The sequence below is a fragment of the Enterococcus sp. AZ015 genome, from assembly GCF_050499225.1.
Taxonomy (GTDB): Bacteria; Bacillota; Bacilli; order Lactobacillales; family Enterococcaceae; genus Enterococcus_D; species Enterococcus_D entomosocium.
The window spans coordinates 937,851-963,599 of sequence record NZ_JBMHEX010000001.1; the positions used below are offsets into that span (position 1 = coordinate 937,851).

At 42.0% G+C, this 25,749-nt stretch carries 30 protein-coding genes; 23 read left to right on the forward strand and 7 right to left on the reverse strand.

What is annotated here, in order from left to right; translation table 11 throughout:
• The first annotated feature begins 178 nt into the window (after positions 1-178).
• The 5 genes from IGK85_RS04250 to IGK85_RS04270 all read left to right on the forward strand — a co-directional run bounded on the left by IGK85_RS04250 (position 179) and on the right by IGK85_RS04270 (position 5,072).
• Positions 179-1,165, forward strand: coding sequence for an aldose epimerase family protein (locus IGK85_RS04250; protein ID WP_008377381.1), 987 nt, complete (start codon positions 179-181; stop codon positions 1,163-1,165).
• A 141-nt stretch (positions 1,166-1,306) separates the two neighbouring features.
• Positions 1,307-1,753 carry a CopY/TcrY family copper transport repressor gene (locus IGK85_RS04255; protein ID WP_008377382.1) on the forward strand — a complete coding sequence of 149 codons (447 nt, stop codon included), beginning with the start codon at positions 1,307-1,309 and terminating at the stop codon, positions 1,751-1,753.
• A 37-nt stretch (positions 1,754-1,790) separates the two neighbouring features.
• Positions 1,791-2,000 (forward strand): copper chaperone CopZ, encoded by a 210-nt coding sequence (copZ, locus tag IGK85_RS04260; protein WP_005237251.1) that lies wholly within the window; start codon positions 1,791-1,793, stop codon positions 1,998-2,000.
• A gap of 118 nt (positions 2,001-2,118) precedes the next feature.
• Positions 2,119-4,443: a heavy metal translocating P-type ATPase gene (locus IGK85_RS04265; RefSeq protein ID WP_008377385.1), complete on the forward strand. Its 2,325-nt coding sequence runs from the start codon at positions 2,119-2,121 to the stop codon at positions 4,441-4,443.
• Between the two features lie 101 nt (positions 4,444-4,544).
• A complete protein-coding gene (locus IGK85_RS04270; protein ID WP_005237249.1) occupies positions 4,545-5,072 on the forward strand; it encodes a type II toxin-antitoxin system Phd/YefM family antitoxin in 528 nt (175 codons plus the stop codon).
• A 160-nt stretch (positions 5,073-5,232) separates the two neighbouring features.
• Here the strand turns inward: IGK85_RS04270 and IGK85_RS04275 are convergent, their stop codons facing one another.
• On the reverse strand, positions 5,233-5,952 hold the full coding sequence (locus IGK85_RS04275; RefSeq protein ID WP_008377387.1) for a DUF2087 domain-containing protein: 720 nt from the start codon (positions 5,950-5,952) through the stop codon (positions 5,233-5,235).
• A 177-nt stretch (positions 5,953-6,129) separates the two neighbouring features.
• Between IGK85_RS04275 and IGK85_RS04280 the strand changes: the two genes are divergently transcribed.
• Both IGK85_RS04280 and IGK85_RS04285 read left to right on the forward strand, forming a co-directional pair.
• Positions 6,130-7,299, forward strand: a complete 1,170-nt coding sequence (locus tag IGK85_RS04280) for a pyridoxal phosphate-dependent aminotransferase (RefSeq protein WP_008377389.1) — start codon at positions 6,130-6,132, stop codon at positions 7,297-7,299.
• A gap of 186 nt (positions 7,300-7,485) precedes the next feature.
• Entirely contained in the window at positions 7,486-8,394 is a 909-nt protein-coding gene (locus tag IGK85_RS04285) for a phosphate ABC transporter substrate-binding protein PstS family protein (protein WP_008377391.1), read from the forward strand.
• 166 nt (positions 8,395-8,560) lie between these two features.
• On the opposite strand, the gene pnpS is transcribed toward IGK85_RS04285, so the two are convergent.
• Both pnpS and IGK85_RS04295 read right to left on the reverse strand, forming a co-directional pair.
• Positions 8,561-10,291: a two-component system histidine kinase PnpS gene (gene pnpS, locus IGK85_RS04290; RefSeq protein ID WP_008377393.1), complete on the reverse strand. Its 1,731-nt coding sequence runs from the start codon at positions 10,289-10,291 to the stop codon at positions 8,561-8,563.
• Positions 10,291-10,995, reverse strand: coding sequence for a response regulator transcription factor (locus IGK85_RS04295; RefSeq protein WP_005237242.1), 705 nt, complete (start codon positions 10,993-10,995; stop codon positions 10,291-10,293). Before IGK85_RS04295 ends, pnpS begins: the two co-directional genes overlap by 1 nt.
• A 150-nt stretch (positions 10,996-11,145) precedes the next feature.
• Between IGK85_RS04295 and IGK85_RS04300 the strand changes: the two genes are divergently transcribed.
• The 4 genes from IGK85_RS04300 (at position 11,146) to IGK85_RS04315 (ending at position 13,967) form a co-directional block, all read left to right on the forward strand.
• Positions 11,146-11,619 carry a DUF523 domain-containing protein gene (locus IGK85_RS04300; RefSeq protein WP_005237241.1) on the forward strand — a complete coding sequence of 158 codons (474 nt, stop codon included), beginning with the start codon at positions 11,146-11,148 and terminating at the stop codon, positions 11,617-11,619.
• Positions 11,609-11,947, forward strand: coding sequence for a putative DNA-binding protein (locus IGK85_RS04305; RefSeq protein WP_005228897.1), 339 nt, complete (start codon positions 11,609-11,611; stop codon positions 11,945-11,947). The genes IGK85_RS04300 and IGK85_RS04305 overlap by 11 nt, the downstream gene beginning before the upstream one ends.
• 14 nt (positions 11,948-11,961) lie before the next feature.
• Positions 11,962-13,380, forward strand: a complete 1,419-nt coding sequence (gene ffh, locus IGK85_RS04310) for a signal recognition particle protein (protein WP_005228902.1) — start codon at positions 11,962-11,964, stop codon at positions 13,378-13,380.
• 386 nt (positions 13,381-13,766) lie between these two features.
• A complete protein-coding gene (locus IGK85_RS04315) occupies positions 13,767-13,967 on the forward strand; it encodes a CsbD family protein (RefSeq protein WP_008377398.1) in 201 nt (66 codons plus the stop codon).
• Positions 13,968-14,013: 46 nt separating this feature from the next.
• Here IGK85_RS04315 and IGK85_RS04320 read toward each other — a convergent pair whose 3' ends face one another.
• Genes IGK85_RS04320 through IGK85_RS04330 form a run of 3 tightly spaced genes read right to left on the reverse strand, consistent with a single transcriptional unit; the run spans position 14,014 to position 16,451 of the window.
• Positions 14,014-15,174: an ABC transporter permease gene (locus IGK85_RS04320; RefSeq protein WP_008377401.1), complete on the reverse strand. Its 1,161-nt coding sequence runs from the start codon at positions 15,172-15,174 to the stop codon at positions 14,014-14,016.
• Positions 15,175-15,186: 12 nt separating this feature from the next.
• The gene (locus IGK85_RS04325) at positions 15,187-16,068 is read right to left on the reverse strand and encodes an ABC transporter ATP-binding protein (RefSeq protein ID WP_005237238.1); all 882 of its coding nucleotides are present in this window, start codon (positions 16,066-16,068) and stop codon (positions 15,187-15,189) included.
• A complete protein-coding gene (locus tag IGK85_RS04330; protein WP_008377404.1) occupies positions 16,065-16,451 on the reverse strand; it encodes a GntR family transcriptional regulator in 387 nt (128 codons plus the stop codon). The genes IGK85_RS04325 and IGK85_RS04330 overlap by 4 nt, the downstream gene beginning before the upstream one ends.
• Before the next feature lie 100 nt (positions 16,452-16,551).
• Here IGK85_RS04330 and IGK85_RS04335 point away from each other — a divergent pair, with 100 nt between their 5' ends.
• Complete coding sequence (locus IGK85_RS04335; RefSeq protein ID WP_008377406.1) at positions 16,552-17,130, forward strand: DNA-3-methyladenine glycosylase I; 579 nt, start codon at positions 16,552-16,554, stop codon at positions 17,128-17,130.
• A 6-nt stretch (positions 17,131-17,136) separates the two neighbouring features.
• A complete protein-coding gene (locus tag IGK85_RS04340; protein ID WP_005237235.1) occupies positions 17,137-17,670 on the forward strand; it encodes a dihydrofolate reductase family protein in 534 nt (177 codons plus the stop codon).
• 83 nt (positions 17,671-17,753) lie between these two features.
• Here the strand turns inward: IGK85_RS04340 and IGK85_RS04345 are convergent, their stop codons facing one another.
• Positions 17,754-18,305, reverse strand: a complete 552-nt coding sequence (locus IGK85_RS04345) for an NADPH-dependent FMN reductase (RefSeq protein WP_008377409.1) — start codon at positions 18,303-18,305, stop codon at positions 17,754-17,756.
• Between the two features lie 254 nt (positions 18,306-18,559).
• Here IGK85_RS04345 and rpsP point away from each other — a divergent pair, with 254 nt between their 5' ends.
• From rpsP to IGK85_RS04395, 10 genes are all read left to right on the forward strand, one after another.
• Complete coding sequence (gene rpsP / locus IGK85_RS04350; protein WP_005228917.1) at positions 18,560-18,835, forward strand: 30S ribosomal protein S16; 276 nt, start codon at positions 18,560-18,562, stop codon at positions 18,833-18,835.
• An 11-nt stretch (positions 18,836-18,846) separates the two neighbouring features.
• Positions 18,847-19,092, forward strand: a complete 246-nt coding sequence (locus tag IGK85_RS04355; RefSeq protein WP_005228918.1) for a KH domain-containing protein — start codon at positions 18,847-18,849, stop codon at positions 19,090-19,092.
• A 112-nt stretch (positions 19,093-19,204) separates the two neighbouring features.
• Positions 19,205-19,462 carry a hypothetical protein gene (locus tag IGK85_RS04360; protein ID WP_005228919.1) on the forward strand — a complete coding sequence of 86 codons (258 nt, stop codon included), beginning with the start codon at positions 19,205-19,207 and terminating at the stop codon, positions 19,460-19,462.
• A gap of 86 nt (positions 19,463-19,548) precedes the next feature.
• On the forward strand, positions 19,549-20,373 hold the full coding sequence (locus tag IGK85_RS04365; RefSeq protein ID WP_008377413.1) for a hypothetical protein: 825 nt from the start codon (positions 19,549-19,551) through the stop codon (positions 20,371-20,373).
• Positions 20,374-20,528: 155 nt separating this feature from the next.
• A complete protein-coding gene (gene rimM, locus IGK85_RS04370) occupies positions 20,529-21,053 on the forward strand; it encodes a ribosome maturation factor RimM (protein WP_008377415.1) in 525 nt (174 codons plus the stop codon).
• A complete protein-coding gene (gene trmD, locus IGK85_RS04375; protein WP_005237230.1) occupies positions 21,043-21,789 on the forward strand; it encodes a tRNA (guanosine(37)-N1)-methyltransferase TrmD in 747 nt (248 codons plus the stop codon). The genes rimM and trmD overlap by 11 nt, the downstream gene beginning before the upstream one ends.
• Before the next feature lie 166 nt (positions 21,790-21,955).
• Positions 21,956-22,303, forward strand: a complete 348-nt coding sequence (gene rplS, locus IGK85_RS04380; protein ID WP_002357176.1) for a 50S ribosomal protein L19 — start codon at positions 21,956-21,958, stop codon at positions 22,301-22,303.
• 773 nt (positions 22,304-23,076) lie between these two features.
• Positions 23,077-24,090, forward strand: a complete 1,014-nt coding sequence (gene adhP / locus IGK85_RS04385) for an alcohol dehydrogenase AdhP (RefSeq protein ID WP_008377614.1) — start codon at positions 23,077-23,079, stop codon at positions 24,088-24,090.
• Between the two features lie 101 nt (positions 24,091-24,191).
• Positions 24,192-24,911 carry an AraC family transcriptional regulator gene (locus IGK85_RS04390; RefSeq protein WP_176285408.1) on the forward strand — a complete coding sequence of 240 codons (720 nt, stop codon included), beginning with the start codon at positions 24,192-24,194 and terminating at the stop codon, positions 24,909-24,911.
• A 267-nt stretch (positions 24,912-25,178) separates the two neighbouring features.
• A complete protein-coding gene (locus tag IGK85_RS04395; RefSeq protein WP_005237221.1) occupies positions 25,179-25,583 on the forward strand; it encodes a VOC family protein in 405 nt (134 codons plus the stop codon).
• Positions 25,584-25,749 lie beyond the last annotated feature (166 nt).

Sequence of the window (25,749 nt, forward strand, 5' to 3'; positions counted from 1 at the left end):
GCTGACCATGATTCAATCAACCAGTTGGGCATTCTTGCCGCTTTTTATTTGTGTGAAGACGGCCCGGCATAAAATGAATGCCTACTGAATCCGTCCGTCTTGAATTGACGGATCTAGCCCTTAACGGCTATACTTAAAAAGAGTAGCAGACTAAACAAAGAAAGAAGGATATGAACGAATGCCAAATGTGAAACAAACGACCTCAGAAAAAATGGGAACGATTTATGAGCTTTCCAATGATAGCGGTACCATCGTAAGGCTGAGTCCCGAAGGCGCACGCTTATTGGATTGGGTCGTTCCAGTAGAAGAAGGCCGCGACATTGTGGTCGGTTATGATACGATCGAAGGACATCGCCAAGCACGCTATTATGGTGCAACGATCGGTCCAGTAGCGGGAAGGATCGCAGGTACCCGCTTTGAGGTTGAGGGGCAAGAATACCAAACGGAGGACAATGATGGCGGCAATACGCTTCATGGTGGTTCAAAGGGGCTTGACACGGATATCTGGATCGCTGAAACTTTTGAGGAAGCAGACAGAGCCGGCGTGATTTTTACTACCTCACGACAAGATGGCGACGGCGGCTTTCCAGGAAATGTTCGTTATCAAGTCACCTATACGTTGACTAATGACAATGAACTATTGCTTGCATATGACGCTAACACAGACAAAGCGACTTTATTTAACCCAACGAACCACGGTTATTTCAATTTGACAGGTGATACCCAACAGCCGATCGATGACCACTTGGTTCAAATCAATGCCGAACATGTGGCTGAAACGAACGATGACGTGACGACCACCGGTGAAAAAACGCCTGTCACAGGCACAAAGTTTGATTTTAGACAAGAACGCCCAATGGGAACGACCATGTTGGATGATCCATTCTTATTGGATCATGAGCAAGAGTGGGATCTGAAAGTAACCAGTCCCGATCAAAAAGTGCAGCTGACTGTAACTACTGACCGTCCTGCTGTTGTTATTTACACAACAGGTGAGGGAGAAGCTGGGGCCCCAATGAAGACCGGTCCTTTTGCCAAACATGGCGGGATGGCGATCGAAACACAAGGTGTTCCTGGCTCTGAGAAATTCACCCACTTTGGTGAGATCGTGCTGCGCCCAGAAGAACCCTTCCACTCTGTGACGACGTATCAGGTCCACTTTTAAACGTTGGAACCAAACCATTTTTAACGAAATAGAAAAAAGCATTGCCAAAATGCAGAAAGTTTGGCGATGCTTTTTTTTGACAAAATACGATTACAGATGTAAACTTAAAAATGTGAATCAGTTATGAAAGGAAGTGGACAAATGCAATCAGTGGTCGAACCAATCAAAATCAGCGATTCTGAATGGGAAGTCATGCGTGTGATTTGGACATTGGGACAATCCGATGCGAAAGAGATCACCGCTTTGTTAAGCGAAAATAAAAATTGGAAAGCAGCGACAGTCAAAACGCTTTTAGGACGACTTGTTAAAAAAGGCGTATTGAAAACAGAAAGCCAAGGGAAAAAGTTTGTTTACTCGCCACTTGTTTCAGAAGAAGCCACTGTTCGCAGTGCAGCTGAGAATCTTTTTTCTCATATTTGTGCCAAAAAAGTCGGACAAACATTAGCAGAAATGATCCAAGAAGCAGCATTGACGGCAGAAGATTTGGCGATGCTCCAAGCAGCAGTCGACCAAAAAGTGCCAGTAGCAGCGATTTCGTGTAATTGTATTCCTGGTCAGTGCCAATGCAAAACCCATGCAACAAAATAAGTAGCCAACAAACTGTTAAAAGAAATGAGGAATAGTAATGAAAAAAAATATGCAAATCAGCGGAATGAATTGCGCCCATTGTGCCGCAAAAGTTGAAAAAGCCTTAAATGAAGTACCGGGTGTGAAAAAAGCTAAAGTCGACTTGAAAAAAGCTCGTGGGACGGTCAAATTTGACGAGTCGCAAGTGACAGAAACAGCCTTAATCAGTGCAATAACTGAAGCTGGTTATCAAGGTGTTTTTGAATAAGCGATGCAAACGCTAAAGTGATAAGGAGAAAAATCTAGAAAGTCCAGCCGCTTGAAGCTTTTGTATGAAGGCGCAAGACTGTACGGATATTCAGTGAAATAGGAAGGGGAATACTAGGATGAATCAGAAAAAAACGTCACCTGCAGACAATCGTCAGACGTCAAGCCATCATAGGCATGAACCTAGGAATGAGCAGGATAATAAAGGGCAAGAAGGACTCACACACCCACAGGCGGAGGAAGTCCCTGAGCCCCGAAGCCATGAGATGAATGGGGTGGATCATCAAGGGGCGACATCAAAACTGCAGGAGCATGAAAGCGCCGATAGTAACCATGCTCACATGGATCATGAGGTTTCCAGTATGGACCATAGCCACATGGATCATGAGATGTCTGGCATGGATCATAGCCACATGGATCATGAGATGTCTGGCATGGATCACAGTCATATGGATCATGAGATGTCTGGTATGGATCATAGTATGCATATGGGAAATTTTAAGCAAAAGTTTTGGCTATCCTTGGTTTTGGCGATTCCAATCGTCATTTTATCACCAATGATGGGTATCGAATTGCCCTTTCAGTTCACGTTTCCCGGCTCAGATTGGGTTGTATTGATTTTAGGAACGATCCTGTTTTTCTATGGGGGGCAGCCGTTTTTAAGTGGTGCAAAAATGGAATTGAAACAAAAAAGCCCAGCCATGATGACTTTGATTGCTATGGGGATTACGGTTTCTTATTTTTATAGTCTTTACGCGTTTATCGCCAATCATTTTCTTGCTGTTCCTCATGTAATGGATTTCTTCTGGGAACTAGCGACTCTGATCGTGATCATGTTGTTGGGGCATTGGATCGAGATGAATGCAGTTTCTAATGCCGGCAATGCATTACAGAAATTAGCAGAACTGTTGCCAAAAGAAGTGATTCGGAAAAATGCAGATGGATCAGAAGAACAGATTCCATTAGAAGAAGTGACCAACAAAACACAGCTGATCGTTCGCTCAGGAGATAAGATTCCTACAGACGGAACGATTCTTGAAGGGGAAACAACGATCGATGAGTCGGCAGTTACCGGTGAATCCAGACGGGTACCTAAAACCATCGGCAGTACTGTCATTGGAGGATCTGTCAACGGCAATGGTACTATTACGATGGAAGTCACAGGGACTGGCGAAGACAGCTATTTGGCAAAAGTCATGGAAATGGTACGAAAAGCCCAAGCTGATAAATCCCGCTTAGAAGCACTTTCGGACAAAGTGGCGAAATGGTTGTTCTATATCGCCTTAGTTGCTGGTGTTTTGGCCTTTGCTGTATGGCTGTTTGTTGCTGACCTACCGACTGCTCTTGATCGAATGGTCACGGTATTCGTCATTGCCTGTCCCCATGCGTTAGGCCTAGCAATTCCCCTCGTCGTGGCTCGTTCAACATCGATCGCTGCCAAAAACGGCTTGCTCTTAAAAAATCGCAACGCATTGGAGAATGCGCATCATGTTGATTATCTGATCCTCGATAAGACCGGTACGTTAACAGAAGGAACGTTTACCGTAACTGGCATCGAGGCGACGGGCAGCCTTTCTGCATCAGAAGTACTAGCTTACCTAGCAGGTCTTGAGAAAACCGCCAATCATCCGATCGCAGAAGGCATTTTGGCCCAAGCAGAAAAGGAAAACATCACAGCCAAAAAGGCGACTGATGTTCAAACAAGGACGGGTATTGGTCTGGAAGGCGTAATCGATGGACAGAAGTGGTTGATCGTCAATCAAAAAGGATTGGAGCAATTTACCATCCAGTATCAAGGGAAATCCTTGAAAAATTATCAAGAGCAGGGCAATACCATTAGTTATTTGGTTCATGACGGCAAAGTGGAAGGAATCGTCGCATTAGGGGATAAGGTGAAACCAGAAGCGAGTCAATTTATTCAAAAAGTGAAAGACTTAGGCATCACGCCAGTTATGGCTACTGGGGACAACCAAGAAGCGGCGCAAGCCGTAGCCGATTACCTAGGAATCGAAGCCTTCCATGCGGCAATGTTACCAGACGATAAAGAACGTCTAGTCAGTGACTATGTCAAAGAGGGCAAGCGCGTCGTAATGGTAGGCGATGGGATCAATGACGCCCCAAGTCTTGCAAGAGCGACGATCGGGATTGCGATCGGAGCTGGAACCGATGTAGCGATCGATTCAGCCGATGTCGTTTTGACGAATAGCGAACCTCAAGACATCTTGCACTTCTTGACTTTGGCGAAAAAAACAAGGCGCAAGATGATTCAAAATCTCTGGTGGGGCGCAGGATACAATATTTTTGCTATTCCTTTGGCAGCTGGCGTGCTCGCACCAATCGGGATCATTTTGAACCCAGCAGTCGGAGCTGTCTTGATGTCTATGAGTACGATCATCGTTGCCATCAATGCAATGACCTTATCAATCGAAAAAAGCGGCGATTAGCCGCTTTTTTGTTTCTTTTCCTAGGAGCAGTGAAATACCTCTATAATCTGCTTCTGGATTTATGCTATAATGTGTTCGTTGAGACAAGGAGGACGTTGATTATGGAACTGAAGAAGTTGGATGTTCCCACTACTTCAATTACTGAAGTAAAAAAATCTCCGATGGATGTATTTAATCAAGCGCGAGAAGCAGGAACAGCAGTATATGTATTCAATCGTGAAAAAGTGGCGGGGGTCATGTTGACACAAGAGCAGTACGAAACGTTATTGCAGGAATTAGATTATTTGCGTCAGCGACCGCTGATGGAAGAAGAGCCTGAACAGCCGCCAGTGGCAGGGCTAGAAGAATTCTTACAAATCATGCGGCAAGCACTGATCACCGGTGCCAGCATCTCGGCAAAAAATTTAGATGAGCGGATGGTGGCGTTAGGCTTCATCACTCGTAAAACAGGTTTTGGCGGTGTCGTCGACATGGTGAACGAATTGAAAGAAACAGGTAAGATTGTTTATCAGTTGCGCAAAAAACAAGACGGCAAATCAGTGACTGCTGAAGTCATTGGGGAACAAGACAATCAAACGCAATTATTTGATAAATTGATCATCAAAAAAATCTTTCTAAAAGAAAAATAAACGCTGGAACTTGTCCCAGCGTTTCAGACAGTAGACAAAGTACGGGTGTTTTCGTACTTTGTCTTTTTTTGTAAAAAACTGGAGCTTGTTAACTTTTCAAAACTGTGAAAGATACTGTCCATCCAACCAACAATAATTCCATCCAACTACAGACTGGGTTTTAAGTCAGCCAGTAAGTTTTTCCGTCTTTCGTCCGTTGCATAAATCCATACTCGATCAAATATCGTCGGACAGTGACATAATCGGTGATCGCTTGTTTTAATACATCGTTTACGGCAGCTTCTGAATAATTTTTCTTCGGATCAAATTTTTGTGCCAGCACACTTAAGACAACGATCTTGCGCTTTTCTTTGCTCGGAAACTGTTTGATAAACCCCGCTTCATCAAAATAAGTAGCAATGATCTTTTCTCTTTCACTAGCCGTAATGGCATAGCGATCATCAAGCATCGTCGCCCCTTTGTGAGGCGGCAGCAACGGGGTTTCTTGCAACAAGGACATGATACTTATAAAAACAGTCGCTTGTCGCTGCTTTTCTTTTAGCTTAAAGCGATGATTCCTGACAGTCGAAGAAGAGATACCTAAGCGCTGGGCAATCACAGTATCGCTAACATCTTGGGCAAACAGTTGTAAAATCTCCTGTTGGCTTTCTGATAAGCCTGTTTGTTCTTTGGGTAAAGCCAATAATGCGGATAAAACGGTTCCGTGATGCTCAGTGATATGCTGTATCATTCGTTTTTTTGCCGTAAAAAAGGCGCCATCAACGGGATAGATTTCTTCTTTGTCGAAGGTCTCCTGACAAAATACGCAACAATAATCCGTTGTTGTTTCGACATATCCTTGCTGATAATCAGAAATGGTAAACTCTTGATAAAGTTTCATTTTGGGTTCTCCTTTTTTGTTTGATTATATACTAACATAAAATGTTTTTGTTTGTAAATAAGCAAACGGAATTGTGGTTATTAGATTAATTTCATCCGTTGCTTAAAATTGTCGCCTTTTTGTGTTAGGATTAACAACAATAGCGAATGAATTTGCTTAATTCAAAGGAGTGATACTATGGCAGACGTAAGCCAACGCTTCAATCACGAAGTGTACAATATAGCTGTTTCATTGATTCGTAAATTTGATGAACGGGTTTCTTCAATTCCTGATATTTTAAAGTTAACGTTAGGCGAGCCGGATTTTAACACACCAGAGCACGTGAAAAAATCGGGTGTCCAAGCAATCGAACAAAATTTTAGCCACTATTCTGGAATGGCCGGCTTAGCAGATGTTCGGCAAGCAGCCAGCCTCTTTTTGAAAAATAAATATCAGCTTGATTACGACTTTCAATCAGAAGTATTAGTGACGATCGGTGCAACGGAAGCAATCTCAGCTTCTTTATTAGCCACGTTGGAACCTGGCGATAAAGTTCTCCTACCGGCACCAATTTATCCAGGCTATGAACCAGTCATCCATTTAGCCCATGCCCAACCGATCTATCTTGATACGACGGACAATGACTTTGTTTTAGCGCCAGAAGTTTTGGAAGCAGCCTTAAAAGAGCATGGGGAGCAAGTCAAGGCAGTCATTTTGAATTATCCTAGCAATCCAACAGGGGTCGTTTATACCCGAGAACAAGTCAAAGCATTGGCGGAGGTTTTAGAAAAATACCCCGTTTTTGTTATTAGCGATGAAATTTATAGTGAGTTGACTTATGATGAAACCCATGTGTCCATTGCCGAATACTTGCGGGATCAAACGATCGTGATCAATGGCTTGTCGAAATCTCACGCGATGACTGGGTGGCGCGTCGGCTTCATTTTTGCACCAAAAGCGTTGACTGCTCAGATCATTAAGGTCCACCAATACTTAGTGACTGCGGCATCAACGATTTCTCAAAAAGCAGCTGTGCGGGCATTGATCGAAGGCATCAATGATGCAGAAGTCATGAAAGCCGATTACCGTGAACGTCGAGATTACTTGTTTGAAAAGATGACTGCCCTTGGTTTTGACATGGCGAAGCCCTCTGGTGCATTCTACATTTTTGCCAAAATACCAGCAGGTTTCAACCAAGATTCAATGGCTTTTTGTGTCGACTTAGCGGAAAAGAATCAATTAGCAATCATCCCGGGTATCGCCTTTGGTCCCGAAGCAGAAGGCTATGTTCGTTTAAGCTATGCGGCAAGTATGGAAAACTTGGTGGAAGCGATGGATCGCTTGACACGCTATATGCAAAGCAATTGATTCTACAGAAATTTCTTTCGTTTTTAGATAAAGTAAGCCCCCTCTGATGGATTCAGCGGGGGCTTTTTGGGCAATCGACAAACTTTACAAAAGATTTACATCGCTTTATCGATTCTTTACATGAAATCCATCAAGGGTTTACACCGCCTTGCTAAACTAAGCATATAACGAAAGGAGATTTACTAAATGAAAAAATTGGGACTTTTATTTTTTGTAACTGGATTATTATTAGCTGGCTGTGGGAGCGGTGGTACAAGCACTGATAGCAGTCAAGCATCAGGCGGATCTTCATCAGGTGCCGCATCAAATGAAAATGTAGAAATTTTAGCGGTAGGCTCAACTGCTTTGCAACCCTTGGTTGAAGCAGCAGGTGAAAGCTTCTCAGCGGACAATCCCAATTATACAATTACTGTTCAAGGTGGCGGTAGCGGAACTGGCTTAAGTCAAGTAGAAACAGGCGCTGTGACGATCGGCAATTCCGATGTTTTTGCGGATGAAAAAGATGGTGTGGACGCCAGCAAATTAGTTGACCATAAAGTAGCCGTAGTTGGTATGGCACCAGTAGTGAATAAAGACGCAGGCGTTACGGATCTTAGCCAACAAGATTTAATCGATATCTTTACAGGCAAAGTGAAGAATTGGTCTGAACTCGGTGGAGCAGATCAAGAAATCTCTGTAATCAACCGTGCGTCAGGCAGCGGTACGAGAGCGACCTTTGAAAAATGGGGCTTAGATGGTGCAGAGACGATCCAAACACAAGAGCAAGATTCTTCTGGAACAGTCCGTAAAATCGTTGCTGAAACACCAGGAGCAATCAGCTACCTTGCTTTATCTTATTTAGATGATTCAATCCAAGCGCTATCTCTTGATGGGGTAGAAGCGACCCCTGAAAATATTGCAGATAACAAATGGCCAATCTGGTCTTACGAGCATATGTACACGAATGGTGAACCAGATGCTAACGTCAAAGCCTTTCTTGATTACATCATGACAGACGATGTCCAACAAGGAATCGTTATCGAATTAGGATACTTGCCAATCACTGATATGAAAGTAGAACGCAGTGTAGACGGCGAAGTAACGAATGTTGAATAGTGAAATGAATGGACGAAGAAGGAGGAATCTCCTTCTTTTTTTGTTTAAACAATCAAGAAGATACTATCTGATGGCACTTCATCTAGTGGGGAATACCAACTAAAAATGATTACAAAAACAGCCGATAACCTTTATTCACCTGTTATCGGCTGTTTTTTATCAATAATCATCTTTTTTCATGAAGCGGCAAAGTCACCGTAAAGGTAGAACCAATTTTAGGGAAACTGTCAACCTTGATGCTGCCGCCTAATAATTTGGTATAGTCTTTGACGATAGCCAGCCCAAGTCCAGTGCCACCAGAATTGCGAGCACGGGCTTTGTCCACCCGATAAAACCGCTCAAAAATCCGTTCTTGATCTTCTTCATCGATGCCGATGCCTTGATCCTGCACTTGAAAAAGCAGCTGGTCATCTTGCTCGGAATAGGAAAATGTGATGACACCACCAGGTTTTGAATAGGTGACCGCATTTTCAACTAGATTTTTTACGATGGGCTGCAGCAGCTCTTTTTTGGTAGATAAAATGAAGGGTTCGGGTCCTTCAAATTGAAAGGTCAATTGCTTCTTAACAGCTGCGGGACCATAGGTTTGAACGACTTGTTGCAGCAGCTCAGAAAAGTTGATCGGTTGGTCGACATACTGGAAAGAATCACTGTCTTGAGACAATTGGATGATATCTTGTATTAGATTTTTCAAGCGATAAGCATCTTTTTGTATGATCTCTAAGAAGGTCTGCAACGTTTCAGGGTCTTCTTTGGCGCCATCCAGCAGTGTTTCAGTAAACCCAATCAAGGAAGTTACCGGCGTTTTTAATTCATGGGAAACATTGCCGACAAAATCTTTTTGCATCTTTTCTAATTGTCGGATGCGTGTCAAGTCATAAGAAATACCAATCAACTGGTTTTCTTGGAAGCTTCGCAAGGTAACATCTAAGACTTTTGAACGTTCCCCGCTAAGGGTGGTTTCCGCATGGAAAATAGGGGTCTCGTCATTAAATTGATAGATCAACTGGATCAATTGTGTGTCATGGATCACTTCAGTAAAAGGTTGCGGTAAGATCGGTGCGGTTCCCATCCCTAGCTGTTCTTGCATCGTCGGATTCAACAGCAGCAGTTGATTTTCTTCATTGATGATAAAGACACCGATCATCAGTTCACTGAGCAAGCCGTACAGTTGCTGTTCAGAAGCCGCATAGGCACGATAGGTCTGGCTCATTTGCTCGCTCAGCTGATTAATCAGTTGATACAACTCATCATGTTCAGGGGTTTCTTGCATAATGATTGCTTGTTGATCGGGCGAGGTGATCATTTTTTTTACGACGGGCAGAATCGTTTGGATCGGCCGATTTCGCTGGCGCAAGGTATGGAAAATCAATAGGCTGATCAAAAAGCAAAAAACAAGATAGACAATCAAGATCGACTGCTTGATTCCTTCATTTTTTGCAAAAAAAGCCGCGGTCGGTTCGGCGATTCGCAAGATTTGAGTCAAGTTTCCATCCTCTTTGACAGGAATCGCCACGTAAAGCAATTCTTCATGCAAGGTGTCGCTTTCCCGCAGCGATTGACCGACGGAGCTTCCGCGCAAAACGGCTTGGACTTCTGGACGATTGGAGCGGTTTTCATGCAGTGTATGATCATAGGTATCGAAAATGATCTGACCTTGGTCATCTAACAAAGTGATGCGACTATTGCTATCTTCAACATAGGTATCCGCAAACTGTTCTAAGGCCGCGGTTTGATTATCTGATAGATTCAAAAATACGGTGGCTTTCTCTTGGAGAAAAGCCACTTGCTGGGCAATGACTTGCTGACGGTAAAAACTGCTTAGAACTTGCCAGCACAGGAAAAAAATCAGCAATAGACCGATCGACCATAAACCATAGCCATAGCGTTTTTTCATTAGACTGGCTCCTGAAATTTATACCCGAATCCCCGAACCGTTACTAAGTATTCCGGCCGTTTTGGATCAGCTTCCAATTTTTCTCTTAAATGACTGATGTGAACATCCACGATTCGACTTTGTCCATCAAAGTCGAAGTTCCAAATGCGATTGAGCAAGGTATCGCGATCGATTACGCGGCCTTTTCGTTTCATAAAGTAAACTAGCAGCTCGAATTCTTTTGGCGTTAGGAAGATTTTCTCACCATCCACACTGACTTGGAAATTCGTCAGGTCTGCTTGGATCCCACCGACTTGCAGAATCTCTGCAGGTTGATCTTCTTCTCGTGTTTGTTGACGGGGTTCTAAACGACGGAAGATGGCTTTCATTCTAGCTAATACCTCTCTAGGACTGAAAGGCTTCGTCAAATAGTCATCGGCGCCGATCTCTAAGCCTAAGATCCGATCGATTGGATCATCTTTTGCGGTCAAGACGAGGATCGGGGTCTCGATTTTTTCTTGACGCAATTTCTTCGTGATCTCGATGCCGTCCATATTCGGCAGCATGACATCTAAGATGATAAAGTCAAAAGGCTTAGACAAGGCTAATTCGTAGGCTTTTTGACCATCTGAGGCGGAAACGACTTGATAGCCCTCTTTTTCTAGATTAAAGGTTAAAAGTGTGACGATGGAAGGTTCATCATCGACAACGAGTATTTTTTTCATGGCAAACTCCTTTAGCTTCTTTTTTTCAAGAAACGATTAAATTTCAACGAACAAGTCCTATTTTAGCATGAATAGACAATTGGTACTATTGCAACCACTAAATAAATGCTATAATAAAGGACGATTTCATAGGAAAGCTGAGGGTGCTATATGATCGGAATCAGTGCGTGTCTAGGCGGTGTACTTTGCCGTTATGATGGAAAACACCAAGCAGTGCCACCATTGATCGAACTGGTAAGAGCAGGTCAAGCAATGATGGTTTGTCCAGAAGTTCTTGGCGGCTTGCCGATCCCACGGGAACCGGCCGAAATCGTTGGTGGCGATGGGGTGGACGTTTGGGCGCAACGAGCGAAGGTCGTCACCATCTCAGGGGAAGACGTGACCGAACAGTTTACTACCGGCGCGAAAATTGCTTATCAAAAATTACAAGAGCAAGGCATCACCCAACTGATCCTAAAAGAGAAAAGTCCCTCTTGTGGCAGTCAGATGATTTATGATGGCAATTTTTCTGGAATCAAAAGAAGAGGGATCGGTGTCGCTTGTGCGTATTTTCGGCAACAAGGCATGACTGTTTTGTCCGATGTCGAATGGCTTGCAAAACAGGAGGAAGCAAATGGAAATTGAAAAGACCAATCGCATGAATGCGTTGTTTGAGTTTTATTCCACGTTATTGACAGAAAAACAGATGAATTACATGGAATTGTATTACGCAGATGATTTTTCTCTAGGAGAAATCGCTGAAGAGTATCAAGTAAGCCGTCAAGCAGTCTATGACAACATCAAACGCACCGAACGTATTTTAGAAGACTATGAAAAAAAACTACATATGTTTTCGGACTATATCATGCGGGAAGACTTGCTGGATCAGCTAAGCGAGTATACGAAAACTCACTATCCAAAAGACGAAACCTTACAGGGGTTTATTCAACAGCTCCAAGAAATTGAAGAATAAAGGAATGAAAAAAAATGGCATTTGAAAGTTTAACTGAACGCCTCCAGCAGGCAATGAGCAAACTGCGCAGAAAAGGAAAAGTATCTGAAGCAGATGTAAAAGAAATGATGCGTGAGATTCGTCTAGCTTTATTAGAAGCCGACGTCAATCTGCAAGTTGTGAAAGAGTTTACCAAAAATGTCCGTGAACGGGCAGTTGGGGTAGAAGTATTAGAAAGCTTATCTCCAGCGCAACAGATCGTTAAAATCGTTGACGAAGAATTAACCAAAACGTTAGGATCAGAAACAGTTGGGATTGAAAAATCACCAAAGATCCCAACGATTATCATGATGGCTGGTCTGCAAGGGGCAGGGAAAACCACCTTTGCTGGGAAATTAGCCAATCACTTGATCAAAACCGAAAACGCACGTCCATTAATGATTGCCGGTGACGTGTACCGTCCAGCCGCGATCGACCAATTGAAAGTATTAGGTCAGCAATTGGATGTACCTGTTTTCGATATGGGAACTGATGTCAGTCCAGTTGAAATCGTACGCCAAGGATTGGCTTTGGCTCGGGAAAAGAAAAATGACTATGTCTTGATCGATACAGCAGGTCGTTTGCATATCGATGAAAACTTGATGGAAGAGCTAAAACAAATCAAGGACTTGGCACAGCCAAATGAAATTTTACTGGTAGTGGATGCGATGACAGGACAAGATGCTGTCAACGTGGCAGAAAGCTTCAATCAACAATTGGGGATCACAGGGGTAGTCATCACCAAACTAGATGGCGATACACGTGGCGGTGCGGCATTGTCAATTCGTCAAGTTACAGGCGCTCCAATCAAGTTCACTGGTACCGGTGAAAAATTGACCGACCTTGAAGTATTCCATCCTGATCGGATGTCTAGTCGGATTCTCGGTATGGGTGATATGCTGACTTTGATCGAAAAAGCACAGCAAGATTACGACGAGAAAAAAGCAGAAGAACTTGCTCAAAAAATGAAGGAAAACTCCTTCGACTTCAATGACTTTGTTGAACAGATCGATCAAGTCATGGGCATGGGCCCCATTGAAGATCTTTTGAAAATGATTCCGGGAATGAGCCAAATGCCTGGCATCGAGAACGTCAAAGTTGATCCAAAACAAATTGCCCGTCAAAAAGCCATGGTTTATTCCATGACACCAGCAGAACGTGAAAATCCTGATTTGTTAAATCCAAGCCGTCGTCGCCGGATTGCCGCCGGTTCTGGCAACAGTGTCGTCGAAGTCAACCGCATGATCAAACAATTTAAAGAATCCCGCAAAATGATGCAGCAAATGAGCAAAGGGAATATGAACATTCCTGGCATGGATCAAATGTTTGGCGGCGGTGTCAAAGGGAAACTTGGAAAAATGGCCATGAATCGTATGGTCAAAAAACAAAAGAAGAAAAAGAAAAAACGCAAATAATCGTTTAACACTGATAGGAACTAAGAACCGAACCTTCTCTTAGGGTACAATTAAAAAAAACATGACCTGAAAAGACACCAAATCGAGAATCTGTACCTCCTGATTCTAGCAGCTGCAGCTCCTCAGATTGCCTTCTTTTAGGTCATGGTTTTTTTATGTTCACAGTGTCCTCTTTAAATGAACTCCTTCAAAGAACATCTAAAGAACATCCCTTTTTATAGAGAAAGCCAGCTTTCTACTGAATATCCTAAATCGTCCAAGAGTCAAAAATAGCGAAGAACTATCGTTGCGGACAACTCAAAGGATAAGATAGAAGCAGAACATTCGTGCTTTCTGGCAAATGATGCTACTATTAATTTATAGCAAGTATGAAAGGAGTTTTTACGATGACAAACAAAGATCGCATTGAAGGAAAAGTAACCGAAACAAAAGGGAAACTTACAGGAGATGACTCCGAGGAGTTAAAAGGGAAAACCCAAAATAAATATGGGAAAGCCAAAGATAAGGTTGAAGATTTTGCGGATGATGTTTCTCGCAAAGTAAATGACTTCTTTGACAAAAAAGACGACGACAAACCTAAACATTAAACATAAAAGCGTCCCGGCAACAATTTCTTGTTGTAGGGACGCTTTTTTAAATATTGCTGACCTGTTTGTTTTTTCGTTTGTACCACCAATTCATCAGTGCTTTAGGATAGACAAGCAATAAACTGATGAATAAGCAAGCAACCAGCAACAAGCCAAGCCGAAGGATGATGTTCCAAAGACTGACATCATACCCCTCATAGAGATCACGGTAAAAAATTTCTAGCGGGTAATAAGAAATCATGGATAGATAGAACCAGGTTCCCAAAGAAAGCAGCCAATAAACCGGGGCGCGCAATTTAGGGATCGTTAAATAATCACCGTCATTTTCTAAAGAAATTTTCGAGAACACTTTTTCGGCAGCAAGAATCAGCAAGCCGCTCAAACCGAGGTAAAGGAGCAGTAGCCACCAAGGATAGACATATCCTTGCGGCCAATCGATCCACGTTTGAAAAGGAAGCAGAAAATCCCCATGACCAAGAAATACAAAACTAAAAAACTCGCGGGTACATTGGAAAAAGCTATACCCCATTGTTCCTAGAGAAAGAGTGAAGAACACCGACAGCACGCCAGTAAACAGATTCCCCAGTAAAACGCCCAACAAGATGCCGACAGCAAATACTAGTAGATTCGTTGCCAAAGTACTAAGGGCGGAAAGCAGCACGTCTTGAAGCGACACAGCGAGATAGCGAGCCGGGATCATTGTGTATTCGATCAGGATATGACCTAACAGGCCCAACACTAAACAAGCGGTCAAGGGTAAGCCGATAAAAAGCAGTTTCTTGCGAAAGACGTGCTTTCTGCTAAAGGGTAAAGCAAATAAAAAGCGATTGAAATTGGTGCGGCCATCGACAAAAAAGGACAAAAAGCCCCAAATAAACAGGAAGACAATCACAAATTGATTCATGGTGGTCATATACGGGCGATTGTAATAAAAATCATCTGAGTACTCTTTGTTGATTGTCAATACCGCATCGCGGTACTCTGCTGCCGAATCAAAGTAAACCGGGGTTTCACCGTTGTAGCTTTTGACATAGTATTCTCGATTTTCGTTAAAATCTTTGATAAATTCCTCAGATGCCAAATAACGTTCTTGCTGGTGCCAAGAATTTTGTGATTGCCAGCCAGCACTAAGATACATGAAGAGCACGACAAAACAAAAACCGATCAACAGCTTACCGTAGCGTTCTTTAAATATATTGCTTAACATCGTTTTCCACCTCTATCCTTCCACCAATGCTTCTTGTCGTAAATTTGCTTCAAACAGATCTTCCAAAGTCAAAGGTAATTCTTCGAAAACCAAAGGATCAAGTTGCTGGATCTCAGCCGCCAGCTCCTCTGTGTAATTGTCAAACAAAGCAGTCAAGACTCGACCTTGTTTTTGAATCAGCTTGGAGTGCTGCTTGATAAGGGGAGGAATCTGTTTGCTGCGAAAGACGAGTTGGAGTTTGCGAGATTGTTCGCGAATCGTTTCCAAACGGTAGTCTCCTTCAATCGTTTTCCCTTTGATCAACAAGGCACGATCAATAATATGTTCTAATTCATTTAGATTATGAGAAGCGATTAAGGCGGTACGATTCGACTCGCTGAGGCTTTCCAGCAATAATCCAATCACTTTTTTACGGACGATCACATCAAGCCCATCAAAAGGTTCGTCTAACAGTAAGAACGTCGCATTTGAGGCGATCGCAAGAATCATTTTATAAAGACCTTGCATACCTTTTGACATCCGTCGGTAGGAAAGCGTCAGAGGAAGACCGTGACTTTGCATCAATTCTAAGTAAAGATTCTGATCGAAATTTGGATAAGCAAGCCGATAAAATTGATTGAGCTTTTTCAAAGAGTAGGCCGAAAGAAAGTTTTCTTTTTCATCAATATAAAAAAGTTGTTCTTTTAATTGCGGATGCTGATCCAGGCGTTGGTTATCGATGGAAATCTCCCCATCATCTAGTAAATAATGCCCAGCAATCGTCCGAAACAACGTGGTTTTCCCAGAACCATTGCGGCCGATTAATCCTACGAGCTCTCCTTTTTCCAAAGAGAAGTTCACGTTTTCTAAGACAATTGTTTGTTCCATTTTCTTGGTCACATGCTCGATCTTCACTGTGGATCGCCTCCTAACTCTTGTTCAAAGCCATTCATCCAATCGCTCAGCTCACGCATGCTGATCTGTAAATGGCGTGCTTCGATCACCAATTCTTTCAAACGTTCTTTCACTTGTAAGATCCGAATCTCATCGCGTGGCAGATCCTCAGTAACTTTCACAAAGGTGCCTTTTCCTTTGATGGTGACAAGTACTTGCTCATTTTCCAATACTTTGTAGGCTTTGCTGACGGTATTTGGATTCATCAACAGGCGCTTGGCCATTTCACGAACCGAAGGTACTTGGTCTCCGGCGGTTAGAACACCGTTCAGAATATCTTCTTTGATACTTAAAACCAATTGCTCATAGTAAGGTTTGCTGCTGGCTTTGTTAATGCGAACCACAAAATCAGCTCCTTTCATTTATGTGTACTAGTATACGTAGTACACTGGTGGAAGTAAAGTCATTTATGATAAAATAAACAAAAAGGAGCTGATGAGGACAATGGAGCGATGTGAATGGGCCAACAGTACACCAGCAATGCAGGAGTATCATGATACGGTATGGGGAAAACCTGAGTATGAGGATCAGCAATTGTTTCGAAAACTGGTGTTAGATATGAATCAAGCAGGATTGAGCTGGCAAACGATTTTAAACAAGATGGCGAATTTCGATGCAGCATACGATCAGTTTAATATCATAAAAGTAGCGAACTATACGGAAGAAAAAGTGGAAGAACTGATGATGAATCCAGGAATCATTCGCAATCGACGAAAGATTGAAGCAGCGATCATCAATGCCCAAGAAGTTTTAAAAATCCAACAAGAATACGGCAGTTTCTCCGCATTCTTGTGGCGATATATCAATCATGAGCCAGTCATCAATGAATTTCAGCAGCAATCCGATGTACCGACCCATTCGGAAATTTCCGATCAGCTAGCAAAAGACTTGAAAAAGCGAGGCTTTAAATTTGTCGGAACGACAACTATTTACGCGTTTATGGAAGCGGTCGGCATGGTTAATGATCACTTAGTCACTTGTGTTTGTCGAAGGTCAGAAGCAATCGTAAAAATAAAGGAGTGAGCCTAATTGGGAAAAGTGGTATTTTATGGTGCAATCAGCCTCGATGGCTATTTAGCAGGTATGGAGGATCAATTGGACTGGCTGTTTCAAACTGATACCGGTGTTGCAACGACCTATGAAGCATTTTTTGCAACCATCGACGCGACCGTGATGGGAAGAAAGACCTATCAAGAAGCAAAAAAACTGATGGATGATGGACTGCTATATCCTGAAAAGACCAACTATGTTTTTTCTCGTACCCGAAAAGAGCCGCTGCCGGATGCAACCCTAGTGTCAACGGATCCAGTTGCATTTGTTTCAGCATTAAAACAAGAGGAAAACGTATGGGTAGTAGGTGGGGGTTCCTTATTAAAACCATTGCTGGAAGCTGATTTGATCGATGAATGGTTTATTCAAATCGCGCCGGTGTTTTTAGGAGAGGGCAAGCGACTGTTTGAACCGGGGGATTATGCGAGACGCTTGACGTTTGTTGAAACAAAACAGATGGGGGAACTGACAGAACTTCATTTTGTCCGAAAGTCTGTGTCAGGCAGCGAGTAAAAAGCGCAAACGATTATTCTTCACAGTAAAAAGACCAAGAAACTCAGTGCCGAGTTTCTTGGTCTTTTTGTTTGGATTCTTAATTAGTTGAATCGTTGAAAGAGTTCAACATATTTTGCAATGATCGTTTCAAAGAAGCTTACTGTATCTGGGTTGATTTCGTTGTTTTCATCAATCAAGTTGGTGATTCCACCGATATAGGCTTCTGGTTGTTGTAGAGTAGGCATATCCAAAAAGACTAATGATTGACGTAGGTGATGGTTTGCACCAAACCCAGCGATCGCTCCTGGAGAAACGCTGACAACCAAAGCTGGTTTGCCACCCCAACTGCTAGCACCGTAAGGACGAGAACCAACATCTAATGCATTTTTCAATGCTGCAGGAACAGAACGATTGTATTCTGGTGTAAAGAAGAAGACCCCGTCAACGGCGCTTAATGCTTCCCGAAATGCTGTCCATTCAGCAGGAACTTTTCCTTCAACTTCCAAATCTTCATTGTAAAAAGGCAAGTTGCCGATTTCGATGAAAGATGCTTCAAAACCTTCTGGTAATAATGATGCGAATTTTTTCGCTACGAGTTTATTAAATGATCCTTCCCGTAAACTGCCGACGATAAAACCAATTTTTTTTGTCATGTAAATTTCCTCCTTGTTGTTTTCTACTCATTAAGCTTACCAAAAGTAAGTGGATGGTGCAAATAAAACGATTTGACTTTAAAAAGTTTCTCTATTACTAATGATACGCGTCCTGATTCATTCTGGCAAAAGATAACCATGCTTAGAAAATAAGAAAGAAGAAACTTTTTTTAGCTGTAAAGAAAAAACTCTTTACACCATCGAAAAAACCTGTTAAACTAGTTCTTGTGATTAAATCAATGGAGGTGTAAATAATGGCAGTAAAAATTCGTTTAAAACGCATGGGTTCTAAAAAGAAACCTTTTTACCGTATCGTCGTAGCAGATTCACGTTCTCCTCGTGACGGACGTTTCATCGAAACAGTTGGTACTTACAATCCTTTACTAGACCCAGCTGAAGTGACAATCAAAGAAGATTTAGTTCTTGATTGGTTATCTAAAGGTGCGCAACCTTCAGATACAGTTCGTAACATCCTTTCTAAAGAAGGCGTTATGAAAAAACACCACGAAGCAAAATTCACTAAGAAATAAGGTGACTTTGGATGAAAGATTTGCAAGAATTAGTCTTAACGATCGTTTCACCACTTGTTACCAAACCTGAGGATATCAAGCTTGAGCTAGTAGAGTCAGATGATTTCTTGGAATATAATCTTACTGTGGCACCAGAGGATATTGGTCGTATCATCGGTAAACAAGGTCGGGTTGCCAAAGCAATTCGAACAATCGTTTACAGTGTACGGACAAATGGACCAAAAAAAGTTCGTTTGAATATCATTGATGGTAAATAAGCAAGAATGAAAAGCATTTCTCTTTGAGGAATGCTTTTTTTGTAAAATTCATGCTTAAGATGGAGGACAAAAAAAGGTGGTTTTGAGATAATCAAAAGGAGGAGGTGCTTGTATGTCTCAACTAATCGCATGGATCGTCGTTCTTTTGATCCTCGTCTTTATTTATAAAATTGGTTCTTTTCTTTGGCGAACGCTAGGGATCTTGTTGTTGCTCTTTTTAATTTGGGTCTATCGTGAGGAGATCATGACGCAATTGAACCAATGGACACAAAACTTTCGTTGGGGCGACCTATCGACGATCGCCAATCAAGTTTGGCAATGGATCAAGGATGGCTTTCAATCACTGCAAAATTGGGTGACAAATCTTTAAAAAATCAACAAAAAAATGACAGACAATCTGACTTGTTTGTCATTTTTTTTATTGAGGGGTATTCTTTGTATAAGGAGGGGAACATCATGAAAAAAGAACTAGGATTATTCGTTACGCTGCTGACGATGGGCGCCTTAACTGGCTGCAATAATCAACAGGAACCAGAAACCAGTCAAGCCAGTAGTGCCGAAACAACAGCCACGAGTATGGTGGAAAGTACCCAAACGCAAGCAAGTAGTCAATCAGAAACCAGTCAATCAAGTACGTCTTCTAGTCAGGCGGCTTCTAGGGATTCTTCAAACGCGAATAGTACTGCAGATATCTACGCTCAAATACAAGCGGCATTCCCTGATCTTGTCTTGCCCAAGGACATTCCACTTGCTTCAGGTAAAGTGTTGAATGCGGCCACAGCTGGCAGTCAGTCCGATGCTTCGATTCTTTATTATGGACTTGATAAGCAGCTGCCTCTCAATGACAAGGCTTTGAACGAGGAAACACCGATTGCTGCTTTTCAATCAAAAGACTATCAATCAGCGGATGAAGCTGCTGCAGCGGTCAATGTAACAGCTGATGATGGCGGACAAGCCGTTGATCTCGGATATGGCATTACTGGGCATATGCAAGGAGCTGCTGGCTCCAGTTATTTGAGCTGGCAAGAAGGAAATTGGTCATTGACTGTTCGAGCAGTCAATCAAGAGGAACAAGATCCAGTTCCGGTTGCCAAAGAAGTGGTAGCGTATCTGGAAGAAGCTATGCTCCCAGCGCCTGAGGTCGGTCAAATCACTATCGATATGGGAAAAAATGACCATACAGCAACTACAGTGGTTTGGCAACAAGAAAAGACCCTTCGAACGGTGCAACATCAAGATGCACGTTCAGCATTGAAAATGGCCGTTTCTATGAATCAATAAGGTTCATATTAGGACAATGCCCCTTTGATCAAGCGTCGAAGGGGCATTTTTCGCGCGATGATTTTGAGGAAAACATGGGGCGCTAGGAAACGGCTAGAATTCGCTACTTTGCTATGCTAAAATAGAACAGAAGTTAGAAGAAATGGGGAACGAACGTGACAGAATATTTAAACGTAGGAAAAATCGTCAATACACATGGAATCCGTGGAGAAGTACGTGTGATATCACAAACGGATTTTCCAGAAGAACGCTACCGTAAAGGGGCCGAATTGACACTTTTTCGTGAAAATAAAGAGCCAATAACATTGATTGTTTCAGGTCATCGCAAACACAAAAACTTTGATTTAGTGACGTTTGAGGGCTATTCCAATATTAACGATGTTGAACCGTTTCGTAACGGCATTTTAAAAGTTACCAAGGATGATTTGGTGGATTTAGCAGAAAATGAGTTTTACTACCATGAAATTATTGGTCTGGAAGTCGTCGAAGAAGATGGCACAATCATTGGTAAAGTCAAAGAGATCCTTTCACCAGGTGCCAATGACGTTTGGGTCGTTCAACGAAAAGGGAAGAAGGATGCCTTGATTCCTTATATCGAGTCGGTTGTCCACACGATCGATCTTGAAAATGGTCAGGTCATTGTGGAAATCCCAGAGGGGTTGTTAGACGATGAGAATTGATGTATTGACACTATTTCCGCGAATGTTCGAAGGTCCTCTAGGAGAATCGATCATTGGCAAAGCAAGGGAAAAGGGACTGTTAGAAATCAACGTCTCAAATTTCCGTGACTATTCCGACAACAAACATCAAACAGTGGACGACTATCCTTATGGTGGCGGAGCAGGAATGTTATTAAAAGTCCAACCTGTCTATGACAATATCAAAGCGATCGAAGAAGCAGCACCAGAAACGAAGAAACGCGTGATCCTTTTAGACCCAGCGGGGAAACCTTTTGATCAAAAGATGGCAGAAGAATTTTCTACCGAAGAGCACCTCGTCTTCATTTGTGGTCATTATGAAGGATACGATGAACGAATCCGTTCATTGGTCACTGATGAAGTGTCACTGGGAGATTACGTCTTGACTGGCGGCGAATTGGGTGCAATGGTCATGATCGATGCGACGGTCAGACTATTACCAGAAGTTTTAGGCAATCAAACCTCCGCACAAACCGATTCTCATTCCACTGGTTTATTAGAACATCCGCAATATACACGCCCAGCAGAGTTTAAAGGCATGAAAGTACCAGAAGTTTTGATGAATGGCAATCATAAATTGATCGAGCAGTGGCAATTAAAAGAATCATTGCGCCGCACCTTTCAGCGCCGACCTGATATGCTAGAAAATTATCCGTTGACGGAAGAAATGCAGAAGCTTTTAAAAGAAATTGAAGAAGAAGCGAAAGCTGGCAACTAAAATAGTGCCAGTTTTTTTGATATTCTGCGCGATGACAAGAAAATTCTCTTTACAGCCTGTGGTCGACTGTGGTAAGATGTTTCAGTGAGTGTAAACTCAACTATTACGATGTTCCGCTGGAGCTTTCATGCTTTAAGAATGTTTGGGAATAAGGAGAATGATAAACATGAATCCATTGATTCAAGAACTAACTCAAGAACAATTACGTACTGACATCCCAGCTTTCCGTCCTGGGGACACTGTTCGCGTTCACGCGAAAGTTGTCGAAGGAACTCGCGAACGTATCCAGTTATTTGAAGGTGTTGTCATCAAACGCCGCGGTGCTGGTATCAGCGAAACTTATACAGTTCGTAAAGTATCAAACGGTGTAGGTGTTGAACGTACCTTCCCATTGCACACACCACGTGTTGCACAAATCGAAGTTGTTCGTTACGGTAAAGTACGTCGTGCAAAATTGTACTACTTACGTGCATTACACGGAAAAGCAGCTCGTATCAAAGAAATTCGTCGTTAATCATTTATTATCAGATGAAGCAAAAGCCCTTGTTTTCAAGGGCTTTTTTCTTTTGTCTGAGGTGAAAAAAACTTTCTATTCGTTGTGATAAAATCATGAAACGACTATAAGAACAGGAGGGGATCATTGCTGCATACCGCTGGGTACCCTTGTATTTTGATGGGAACAGTCGTCTGAGTGAAACACAATGCCATCGACTGAAACTTTTTGTGGACATTTATCCGCTATCCGATAGTGACAGATTGCAGGTTGTCGATTGTTTGATCGATCACCTTTCAGCACTAGTTGCTTTTATGTGTAGAGAAGGAGAAAAAGGGAGTGAAAATTGTTAGAAAAACACTGATGAGGGACATCACGTTAAATACCAATATGACATTCAGCGCTGAAAGAAAATAAATCGCAAATCACCAAATTGATAAAAAAAGGATTAGAGAATAACGGTGAAGACCAAGATTACATGTTTATGTAATTTCCTCTTGATAGGTTTTATTAAAACTTTTGTTATTTATCTGATGATTTTTTTCGTTTTTTTAGTCCTTGTAGTTTATGGAATTTGAAATCTAAGAAAAAAACTTGAATTATTTCATTATTTTTTTCTCATAAATGATTACAGAAAAAAAGCAATATATTCCCCTTTTTTTGATGGTTTCTATGGTAACCTTCTCGATAGGGAACTTTCTTTTATCTAGCTATTACTGACCTCTTCGTGTTAGTTAATTACTTCACAAATAAAAGAAAGTTCTTTATTTAAATGAACTGAAAGAGGTGTCTTTATGAAAGCAGCTGTAGTATCAAACGATAAGGTTGTAAAAATTGAGGAAAAAGAATTGAGAGCGCTTCGTCCGAATGAAGCATTATTGAAAATGGAGTGTTGTGGTGTCTGCCATACGGACTTGCATGTAAAAGATGGTGACTTCGGAGATGCATCTGGAATCGTACTTGGACACGAGGGAATCGGTAGAGTGGTCGCGATCGGTGATGATGTTACTTCTCTAGCAATCGGTGACCGTGCAAGTGTCGCTTGGTTATATGAAAGCTGTGGATCATGCGAATACTGTGTGAACGGGAATGAATCATTATGCCGTTCCGTTAGAAACGCCGGATATTCTGTAGATGGCGGTATGGCTGAAGAGTGTATCGTTGTAGCTGACTATGCAGTGAAGGTACCAGAGGGCTTAGGTTCTGCTGAAGCCAGCAGCATTACTTGTGCAGGTGTAACCACATATAAAGCGGTAAAAGTTTCTGACATTAAACCAGGTCAATGGATCGCGATTTATGGTTTAGGAGGATTAGGAAACCTAGCCTTGCAATATGCAAAAAATGTCTTTAATGCAAAAGTGATTGGGATTGATATCAACGAGAAACAATTGGACTTTGCAAGAGATCATGGCGCTGACCTTGTGATCAATCCTGCGAAAGAAGATGCGGCAAAAATTATTCAAGAAGCAACCGGCGGCGCACATGCAGCTGTAGTAACAGCTGTTTCAAAAGCAGCCTTCAATTCTGCTGTCGATGCCGTTCGTGCGGGTGGTACGATTGTAGCGGTTGGTCTTCCACCAGAAAGCATGGACTTGAACATTCCTCGACTTGTATTGGACGGTATTAAAATCGTCGGTTCCCTTGTTGGAACACGGACTGATTTAGCAGAAGCTTTCCAATTCGCAGCCGAAGGAAAAGTCGTTCCAAAAGTTGTCATGCGTCAGTTAGAAGAGATCAATGATATTTTTGATGAAATGCTTTCAGGAAAAATCAAAGGGCGAATGGTCATTGATTTTCAAGAGAAATAAATAGAAATAGAAAAACCAACGGGTGAATATTAAACGAAGGAGAAGATTTCGTGTGTAACTTATTGATCATTGATAGCAAAGAGCATGGAGCAGTTAACGATATGATTCGTTTGATCGATCGTCATTTTCCAAATGTCATCTTGCTTCCGACTGTTTGTTCAAAAAAAGCGCTTCAGCGTACCTGTCTTGAGCAGCCGGTTGAAATTGCAGTGATTAATGCGGATGGCGAAGAGGACTCTTTTGAATTATATAAAGTATTGCTTTCATTTTGCCCTAATGCAAAAGCAATTTTGTATTCTGCTGTAGAAAGTTTTGCTACCGCTCAAAAAGCGTTGCGTTACGGCTTGATTGATTACTTGGTCGAACCGATCACAAATGATTTTGTTTATGCATTGGATCGGGGAATTCAATCCATCAATCAGATTTCCTTGCTACACATCGAGAAAAATAATGAGGCTTCTCCTTCGCTTTCTTTAAGACATAAGATATTGCGCTATATTCATGAAAATTATAGAGAACATATTACGTTAGATACTTTAGCAGATCACCTGCATTTAAGCCGGTATCACACCAGTCGTTTGATCAAGAATACATTAGGAATGACCTTTTCATTGTACTTGATGATTTATCGTATTGAAGTTGCCAAAAAAGAACTATCAACAAGTGATCGATCAATCAGTGAAATCTCTGTCAGAGCAGGATTCAATGATCCAAATTATTTTAGTAAGAAATTTAAAAAAGCAACTACTTATACTCCAAAAGAGTATCGAAAAATTTATCGTGGGAAAGCTACCGTGATCGATTCAAGACTTGAGCTTTAAGTATTGAAAAAAACAGATCAGCTTGCAGTTGAATTGATTAGCGAAAAAATGGCTTCTATGCGATGCGTATCTGGTTACTTTTCCATAGATGATAAAAGCAAAAGGCCTTTCATGCAAAGGTTTTTTTGCTTGGAAAAACGAGTTTTGAATGAGCTGATAGAAACCAACGGCGTAGGATAAGGTCTGATGTTTTTGTGAATCCAACGATAGATGCTATAATGAGAGCGGATTCATCAATACAACTTATCAAAGAAAAGAGGCAAGAAAATGGCGAATAAAATGGTGTTTATAAATTTGCCTGTCACTGATATCAAACGCGCAACCTCCTTTTATGAAGCGTTGGGATTTGTCAAAAATGAAGAGTTCTCAAACGAGACTAGCAGCGGAATGGTTTGGAGTGAATCGATTTGGATAATGTTGTTAGAACATGAGTTTTATCAACAGTTTCTGAATGGCAGACGTATTGGGGATACGAAGAACACGAGTAGTGCATTGATCGCGTTTAGCTTTGATACGCCAGAAGAAGCGAAGAATTTTGCAAAGATTGCAGAAGCAAATGGTGGCCAATCGTTCCAAGTTGATATGGGGATTCCAGAGGATATGATGGTCGGCTATGAAATCGTTGATCCCGACGGCAATCAGCTTGAATCAGCATGGATGAATGGCTATTAGCAAAGTGATCGTTTAAATAAAAAGTAAAAAAGTGGTTCAGTATGCAGTTCCTTCAAGAAGTTAGGCTTTTGTGCTAACTTTTTGAGGGCTGTTTTTTTTGACGGGATTCTTGAGTTTTGTAAGATTGATCAGTCCCCTTTGTCTAAATGCTAAAAAAGAGGTATGA